The following is a 6,987-nucleotide window of genomic DNA, read 5'->3' as shown; positions in this document are numbered from 1 at the left end:
GCGGTAATGGTCTCAAAGCCCAGAATGTTGCCAAAGAAGGGACCGACGGCTTGCGAGAAGGGGCCGTAGAGGATGCCAAAGGCCATCTCCATGGTCACGCCGGTGGCTACACCAGCACCAAAGTTGATGATGAAGATCTTCTCGAAGAAACGATTGAGTTTGTACCAGCGCTCGTCACCCGTGCGTAGCCAGGCGATTTCGAGCACGAAAAGCAACCAGGACATGCCGATGGTCAACGGCGTCCAGAGAATGTGCATGGTAGTGATCCATGCAAAGTCCAGCCGACTGAGCAGGACGGGTAAGCTATTTTCGATGATCATCTCTGATTCCTCGATGGGTTGGGTTGTAACGAGGACAATAGAGCAAGGGCCATGCCACAACTGGCACCGAGCTGGATGCAGCAAAAATAAGATGTTACTGATATTCCCGGGCGGGACTGGTGCAAATGCACCGAAACTGACGGGTGTTTTGCACCAATTTCCGTGAAATAACCCACTATATTAAGATGCTTATATATTTAGATCATCGCTTTTGCACGCCCTTTTCGGTTTGCAGGACGCTAATCCTTCTCCTAAGCTTGCGGAGGGCTGCCATAGGGCAATTGCCAATTTGACAGGGAGAAAGACATGGGCAGGTCACAACTGCAAGATTCTCGGGCTTGGCAGCAATTGTTGGCGCAGCGTGCCGATTGGGGCGAGACCACCCTTGCCGGGCTCTTTCGCGATGATCCCACACGCGGTGAGCGAATGGTAGCCGCGGCCTGCGGGATCACCCTCGATTATTCGAAGAATTGGCTGCGTGCCGAGACCCTGGCGGCGCTCCTCGAACTCGCTCGGGAGCGCGGTCTCGAAGCGCAGCGAGCGGCAATGTTCGCGGGCGAGCACATCAACCGTACCGAAGATCGTGCCGTGCTGCATGTTGCCCTGCGTGCGCCCGCCGACGAAGAAATCTTCGACCAAGGTGTCAATGTAGTGCCAGAGGTCCACGCGGTTTTACAGCGCATGATGGACTTCTGCGATCGTGTCCATGCCGGGACCTGGTGCGGAGCCAGCGGTAAAGCGTTACGCCAGATCGTCAATGTGGGCATCGGTGGCTCCTACCTGGGACCAGAAATGGCCTACCATGCCCTGCGTCGCTATCGCGTGCCGGGGATACGGGAATACTTCGTCGCCAATGTGGATGGCGCCGCCCTGGAGGCCGTGCTGGCCGAGCTCGACCCAGAACAGACACTTTTTGTGATCGCCTCCAAGACCTTCACCACCCTCGAGACCATGACCAATGCCCAGGCTGCTCGCCGTTGGCTCGTTGCCGCCCTGGGCGAGGCGGCGGTGGAACGCCACTTCGTGGCGGTCTCCACCAACGACGCGGCAGTGGCAGCTTTCGGTATCCACCCGCAAAACAGCTTCGGCTTTTGGGACTGGGTAGGCGGGCGCTATTCCATGGACTCTGCCATTGGTCTTGCGACCATGCTCGCCATTGGTGCGGCGGGCTTCCGCGACCTGTTGGCGGGCTTTCGCGCCATGGACGAGCACTTTCTGCACGCGCCGTTGGCACAGAATCTGCCGGTGTTACTAGGGGTAATCGCCCTTTGGTACAACAATTTCTGGCAGGCCCAGAGTCAGGCGATCCTCCCCTACGCTCACGACCTGCGTCGTTTTCCGGCCTATTTGCAGCAGTTGCAGATGGAGAGTAATGGCAAGCGGGTCGATCTCGATGGTGTGCCACTGACGGTCGACAGCAGTCCCGTCATTTGGGGCGAGCCGGGGACCGACGGTCAGCATTCCTTCTACCAACTACTGCACCAGGGCACGCGCCTAGTGCCTTGCGACTTGATCGGTTTTGTACAGCCGTTGAGCGACTTCACCGAACAACACGACTTGCTCATGGCCAACCTCTTCGCCCAGGCCGAGGCCTTGGCCTTCGGTCGCTCTGCCGCCGAGCTTCGCGCCTTGGGGGTAGCGGAGGCACAGATCCCGCACCGGGTTTCTCCAGGTAATCGGCCGAACAATCTGCTTCTCGTCGATGCCCTCACCCCGTTTTCTCTTGGCACCCTGGTGGCGCTGTACGAGCATAGCGTCTTTACCCAAGGGGTGATTTGGGGCATCGATTCCTTCGACCAGTGGGGGGTGGAATTGGGCAAGGTTCTCGCCGCACGGGTAGACGAGGACATCCGTGGTGTGGCGACGCATCCCCACGACAGCTCGACCCAGCGTCTGATTGCGCGTTATCGGCAGGCTCGTAACCCGTAACGGGAACTTTTCCCGGCGGCAGTCTTTCCAAAGGGGAACATTTCCCCATGAGTACTGCCGCCGCAATGAAAAAAACTGCTGCATTCTTTGCCATTTTCTTACTTTCCAGTAGCGCCTACGCCGTCATTCCCACCCCGACGCTGCCGGCGCCGCCACCCATGCCAGCGCCGCAGATTTCTGGCGTCAAGGCGGCGGTGCTCCTCGACGTCAACACCAACCAAGTGCTGCTCGACCAAAACGGTCAGGCGAGTTACGACCCCTCGGGGCTGGTAAAACTGATGACGGCGTATCTGCTCTATCAGGCAGAACAGCAGAAGCTTCTGCATCCAGACCAAAAGATCTCGGTTTCGGTGCAGGCTTGGCATGCCCCGGGCTCGAGTATGTTCATCCAACCGGGGCTGCCGGTGACGGTGGACGAACTGACCCACGGCCTACTCATCGATGGTGGAAATGATGCCGCCATCGCCATCGCTCAGTCGGTGGCTGGCAGCACTTCCGGTTTTGTTGACCTGATGAATCGGGAGGCAGCACAACTCGGTTTGCAGCAGACCCACTTCGTCAACCCCGACGGCATGCCAACCCCCGGGCAGCGCAGCACCGCTCTCGACATGGCACATCTTGCCCGCGCGCTGCTGGTGAAATTTCCGCAGGTGGCTGCAGTAGCCGGGCAAGCGAGTTACCGCTACAACAACATCACGCAATACAACTACAACCCCTTGGCAGGACAAAAGGGCATCACTGGGCTGGGAGTGGGGCTCGCCGCCGCTAATAATTGGGACCTCGCGGTGAGCGCCAGCAAAGATGGGCGGAGTCTTGTGGCGGTGATTTTGGGTGCGAGTTCGCGCGCGGTGGCCGGCACCGATGCGTCGGCCATGCTGCACTATGGCTTCCACGGCTGGAAGCAGGTACAGGTTTTCCCTGCCGAGGCAGTGGTGGCGCGTCTCCATCACGTCGACTGGAGCCCGGAGACCCTCTCGGTGCATACCCTGCGGGCGATCCAGGTGGCAGTGCCGACGCCGGGGGGTGGAAAAATCAGCAGTCGCTTTGTGCCGGATCCGCACTTACAGGCGCCGATTGCCGCTGGTGCCCCGGTGGGTAGCCTCGAGCTTCTGGCGCAAGGCAAGGTCTTGAAGACAGAACCGGTCTTCGCCGCCAACGCTGTGACCAAGGCGGGTTGGTTTGCCCGGCTCTGGCATCGCGTGCGGGGGGCGTTGTGAGTTTTTTGGTCACTGCGCAAAGCGTGAACTAACCGATGGCGCTTGGTCACCGCAGTTGGCGGTTTTGGCTCCTGTTCATTGTTCTTTTCGTCTTTCTTGATGCAGTGGTGGGGCTGGGTTTCTGGACCTATCGAATTTGGCAGGAGCTACCGCCGGTGGCGCAGCTCGAGCACTGGCATCCTACCGAACCCCTGCGCATCTATGCCAATAATGGGCAAATCTTGCAGGTGATCGGTCCGCAGTTACGCTATGCCTTGCCGCTGCGGGAGATTCCCAAGCCCCTGCAAGAGGCGTTCATCGCTGCCGAAAATTCCAAATTTTATAGTCACGACCCCATCTACTACCCGGTGAGCTTTCCCGGCATCATCCGGGCTGCCTGGGTCGATCTCATTCATTGGGGGCCGGTGCAGGGGGCAAGCACCATCACCGAGCAGGTGGCGCGCAATTTCTATCTGACGCCCAAAAAGACCATCACTCGAAAGGTGGCGGAAATCCTGCTGGCCTATAAACTCGCCTATCATTTGGATCGAGCGCAGATTCTCGACCTCTACCTCAACAAGATCTACCTGGGCGAGGGGGCCTATGGGGTGCAGGCCGCGGCCGAGACCTACTACGGCAAGACCGTGGGGCAACTGGACCTGAGCCAGATGGCGACCCTGGCGGGTTTGCCGGCGGCCCCATCTGCTTTCAATCCCATTGCCTCGCCGGCATCCGCCAAGGCGCGCCGGGACTATGTGTTGCGGCGCATGGCCAAATTGGGCTTCATCAGCCAGAAGGAAGCCGAAAATGCCATCGCCAAGCCCATCGTCGCGCACTACCACGCCCCCGCCAGCAATCTGGCCCCCTATGCCACGGATTGGATCCGTACTTGGCTGGAAAAGCAGTTCGGCCCCGATTTCACCTATCGCAGCGGCCTGCGGGTATATACCAGCATCGACCCGCGGGACCAGCGGGCCGCGAGCCGGGATCTGGCCATTGGTCTCGAAAATTATGCCATGGGTCTCGATAGCATGGATCCCAAGGCCTGGCATGGTCCCATCGCGCAACTGCGTGGGCATCTATTGCAGGCTGCCTTGGCGGGGCAGCGACCGCCGATGCTGCCCGATTTCGATCCCGCCAACTTGCGCTGGGCAGTGGTCAAGACGGTGGATGCACGGCAGGCGGAAATCGACATTCAGGGAAAAACCCAGGCGACCCTGACCCTGCGCGATGTGGCCTGGGCCCGTTTGCAGCCCAATGGCGAGCGGCCGCAGGCGGTTAACCAAGTGCTGGCGGCAGGGGACCTCATTTGGGTGCGACCTTATGTGGCAGCGGCGACGGCGGGCACGGGCAACCCCGTCTGGGGTACCCGGGTCTGGCATGCGGTACCCCATGGCGGTTGGCAACTGGCGCAGATTCCCCATGTGCAGGGTGCCCTGGTCTCCCTCAATAGTCGCAGTGGAGCGATTCTGGCGCTGGCGGGAGGCTTTAGCTACGAATTGAGCCATTTTGACCGCGCCCTCTATGCCTATCGGCAGCCGGGCTCGGGTTTCAAACCCTTTGTGTACAGCTCGGCCATCGACGCGCCCGCCTTGTTGGCCAGTGGCCATAAAGGCTATTACACCCCGGTTTCGCTGATTGCCGACACGCCTTTGATCATCCATCTCGGCAATGGGCAAATTTATGCGCCCACCAATTACAGCCGCACCTTTTCCAACACGCCATTTCCCATTTGGGAGGATCTAGCGGATTCCCACAACGTGCCGAGCGTGCGTTTGCTGATGGATGTGGGTATCCCCTACGCAAAACGCTATGTGCAGCGTTTTGGGTTCCCGGCCTCTCAGGTACCGGCAACCCCTTCCATGGTTCTCGGTGCCGGAGATTTCACTCCTCTGCAAATGGCGCGCGCCTACGCCGTTTTTTCGAGCGGCGGCTTTCTTCCGCACCCCTATCTCATTCGCAGGATCGTCACTGCCAATGGTACGCAGGTAGCCCTGCTCCATTGCCCGCTGGCCTACCGACCGCCAAGTCAGCAGACCGTCATCCCGCCGGGCGTTGCCTATTTGATGACGCGGATGATGGAGCGGGTGATCCGTGTGGGTACCGGGGTTGCGGCGCAGATCCTGCATCGCCACGACTTGGCTGGCAAGACCGGCACCACCAATGCCGAGGAAAATGCCTGGTTCAACGGCTACAATCCGGAAATCACCACTTCGGTATGGGTGGGCTATGACGACAACCGCAGCATGGGGACCTGGGCGGCAGGAGCGCGGGAAGCCCTGCCCATTTGGATCCGTTACATGGCAACAGCCCTCAAAGGGCAGCCGGACAATGGATTTTTCATCCCCCCGGATGTGGTGCAGGCGCGCTACGACCCCCGCACCGGCACCTTGGCGGGTGGAAGTAAGGGTAAGCTCGGCTATTTCCTTGCCGGTTATTTACCGCCAGCGCAAAAATCACGGCGAGAGCAGGAGCAAAGCTTCGTGCGCGCGCTGATGAAAATCTTTTAGGAGGAAAAGTGACGAAGGAAGATGGGAACACCGCGATCTCTAGCGGTCTCTGGGCTTGGGGAGTCTTGATTTTGGCGATACCCGCGTACTTTTTGCTCCATGCCTGGCTAGACCAAGGAGTCGACCGGCCCGACCCGCATCCTTTGCAGGTGGAGGGCCGCACTCATGTCGTTTCACCACAGGCGCCGCAGCGTCATGATTTGGCGGCACAGGCAGCGCCTTACTCCTGAGCGCAGGTTCAGTCCATGAAGAGGGAGCTGACGGAGTCTTCCTCGGCAATACGGCGAATGGTTTCGGCAAAGAGCTCAGCCACCGAAAGCACACGAATCTTGCCGCAAGCCTGAGCCTCCGCGCTGAGGGGAATGGTGTCGGTAACCACGAGTTCGTCGAGGGCAGAGCCGCTGATGCGTTCGATGGCCGGTCCCGAAAGCACCGGGTGGGTGCAGTAGGCGCTCACCCGTAACGCACCCCGTTTCTTCAGGGCATGGGCGGCCTCGCAGAGGGTATTGGCGGTATCGACCATGTCGTCTACCAGAACACAGCTGCGTCCGTCGACCTCACCAATGATGTTCATGACCACCGACTCGTTGGGGCGCGGCCGACGCTTGTCGATGATCGCCAAGTCCACTTCCAGACGCTTGGCAATGGCGCGTGCGCGCACCACCCCGCCGACATCGGGGGACACGACCATGAGGTTCTCGGGGTTCTGCCGCCAGATATCGCCAAGCAGGATGGGAGATGCGTAGATGTTATCGACCGGAACGTCGAAAAAGCCCTGGATCTGGTCGGCGTGCAGATCCATGGTGAGAACTCGATGGGCGCCTGCAGTAGTGACCAAATCAGCGACGAGTTTGGCGGTGATAGCGGTGCGCGCTCGCGATTTGCGGTCCTGGCGAGCATAACCAAAGTAGGGCATGACCGCAGTGATACGATTGGCCGAGGCGCGTTTGAGGGCATCGATCATGGTCAGAAGTTCCATGAGATGATCATTGGTGGGCGCACAGGTGGGTTGGAGCACGAAAACGTCGTGCC

The 6,987-nt window shown here is 59.8% G+C and carries 6 protein-coding genes; 4 read left to right on the top strand and 2 right to left on the bottom strand.

What is annotated here, in order from left to right:
• The coding region (locus RTI30_RS11400) for a cytochrome ubiquinol oxidase subunit I (protein ID WP_312283796.1) at nt 1-320 on the bottom strand (320 nt) is incomplete at its 3' end.
• 306 nt (nt 321-626) lie between these two features.
• Between RTI30_RS11400 and pgi the strand changes: the two genes are divergently transcribed.
• From pgi to RTI30_RS11380, 4 genes are read left to right on the top strand one after another with little or no spacing between them, the layout of a single operon-like run.
• The gene (gene pgi, locus RTI30_RS11395) at nt 627-2,249 is read left to right on the top strand and encodes a glucose-6-phosphate isomerase (protein ID WP_312262516.1); all 1,623 of its coding nucleotides are present in this window, start codon (nt 627-629) and stop codon (nt 2,247-2,249) included.
• A 47-nt stretch (nt 2,250-2,296) separates the two neighbouring features.
• Nucleotides 2,297-3,466, top strand: coding sequence for a D-alanyl-D-alanine carboxypeptidase family protein (locus tag RTI30_RS11390; RefSeq protein WP_312262517.1), 1,170 nt, complete (start codon nt 2,297-2,299; stop codon nt 3,464-3,466).
• A gap of 35 nt (nt 3,467-3,501) precedes the next feature.
• The gene (locus RTI30_RS11385) at nt 3,502-5,955 is read left to right on the top strand and encodes a PBP1A family penicillin-binding protein (protein WP_312262518.1); all 2,454 of its coding nucleotides are present in this window, start codon (nt 3,502-3,504) and stop codon (nt 5,953-5,955) included.
• 8 nt (nt 5,956-5,963) lie between these two features.
• On the top strand, nt 5,964-6,185 hold the full coding sequence (locus tag RTI30_RS11380; protein WP_312262519.1) for a hypothetical protein: 222 nt from the start codon (nt 5,964-5,966) through the stop codon (nt 6,183-6,185).
• An 8-nt stretch (nt 6,186-6,193) separates the two neighbouring features.
• Here RTI30_RS11380 and RTI30_RS11375 read toward each other — a convergent pair.
• Nucleotides 6,194-6,987, bottom strand: a 794-nt coding sequence (locus tag RTI30_RS11375) for a ribose-phosphate pyrophosphokinase (protein WP_312283795.1), incomplete at its 5' end; no start/stop codon positions are given.

It is taken from the genome of Candidatus Igneacidithiobacillus taiwanensis, assembly GCF_031962545.1.
Lineage (GTDB): Bacteria > Pseudomonadota > Gammaproteobacteria > Acidithiobacillales > Acidithiobacillaceae > Igneacidithiobacillus > Igneacidithiobacillus taiwanensis.
This window is presented reverse-complemented; position numbering and strand designations above follow the sequence as displayed.

What these genes read in the sequence shown, in the direction of transcription:
- pgi (WP_312262516.1), top strand. Translation starts at nt 627, where the DNA reads ATGGGCAGGTCACAACTGCAAGATTCTCGGGCTTGGCAGCAATTGTTG.
- RTI30_RS11390 (WP_312262517.1), top strand. Translation starts at nt 2,297, where the DNA reads ATGAGTACTGCCGCCGCAATGAAAAAAACTGCTGCATTCTTTGCCATT.
- RTI30_RS11385 (WP_312262518.1), top strand. Translation starts at nt 3,502, where the DNA reads ATGGCGCTTGGTCACCGCAGTTGGCGGTTTTGGCTCCTGTTCATTGTT.